At 49.5% G+C, this 1,161-nt stretch carries 1 pseudogene; it reads right to left on the bottom strand.

From position 1 onward, the window contains the following. Positions 1–19: 19 nt before the first annotated feature. A pseudogene (locus C7B65_RS26965) lies at positions 20–1,086 on the bottom strand (IS630 family transposase). Positions 1,087–1,161 lie beyond the last annotated feature (75 nt).

Below are 1,161 nucleotides of genomic sequence, written 5' to 3'. Positions count from 1 at the left end.
TGAGTTGGATGAAGTTGTATTAAGTGTCTTCTGCCCTGAACCGAAAGCGTTCAACCGTATGTCCATGGGCTTTAGCTCTAGCATCTACCCCATCCATCACGGCATAGGCTAAATCTAATTCATCCTCAAACATTCGTCCTGCAATCTCATCCTTCTTAAGATGCTGCCACTCCAATTCAATGGGATTCATCTCGGAACAATATTTGGCAAAAAAGAAGATGTACAATCCTTGGGCTTCCCATTCGGGCTGTTTCGCCTGCACCGCTGCACTGGTATGAATCGGGCCGTTATCTTCAGCAATCACTCGGATGCGTCCAGCTTGCTGGAACGCTTGGTTCGCCTGTTTGGCTTGCTCATCCATCATCTTGATGTAACTCTTACTGTCAAAGCCGCCGATACTCAAGCCGTATGTAAAACATTTCAATGGTTGCCAAAGCCCCAGAATGCTGACGCGTCTACCCCGTCGTTTGGTTTGCTCCATTCGCTTTTGCTCCCCGACAAAGAAGTAGCTGTAACCTGTCGCGCTCCACTGGCTAAATCCTGCTTCATCTAGATAGTACAGGTCGATCTCTCCGCTTGCAGCAGCGAACTCCAGCATATCGAGGTCTGCTTGCTTGGTGGCTCTTTGCTCAGGGTCTTGACGCTCACGATGGCTCTGGCGAGTCCGCTTCCATCTCACCCCCTTTTTTTCAGCACTCGCCTTAGGCGGTCTGGACTCAATGTGACTTGCCGTTCCTGTTCTAGTTTCTCTGCCAACTGTGGGCTACTGTAAGTGCGGGTTTCAGTTCGCAATATGCCCTCTAGATACTCTATATCTGACGCTTGCCATCGACGTTTGCCGCCTGGATGGAGGGTATCCCACAATCCTCCTAACCCCTGCTTTTCCCACCGATGTAACGCATCGCGGACCGTAGCCACATTCCAGTTGAAGTGAGCCGCGATTTTCTCTACGTACCAGCCCCTGAAATTTAGCCGGATGACTTCGGCACGATCTTTCACTCGTTGCGGGATCGTGGTCGCACTCCTCATCTCAAAAAGTGTACGATCTTCCTCTGCCGTTAAAAACACTCTCAAACGTGCACCCATATTGCTTTTAACCTGATTCTGCTAAAACGCTTAACTTTCCTTTATGTAGCTTACTCTTTCCACACCCACCTACTT

The organism is Phormidesmis priestleyi ULC007, assembly GCF_003003695.1.
Lineage (GTDB): Bacteria > Cyanobacteriota > Cyanobacteriia > Leptolyngbyales > Leptolyngbyaceae > Phormidesmis_A > Phormidesmis_A priestleyi_A.
This window is presented reverse-complemented; position numbering and strand designations above follow the sequence as displayed.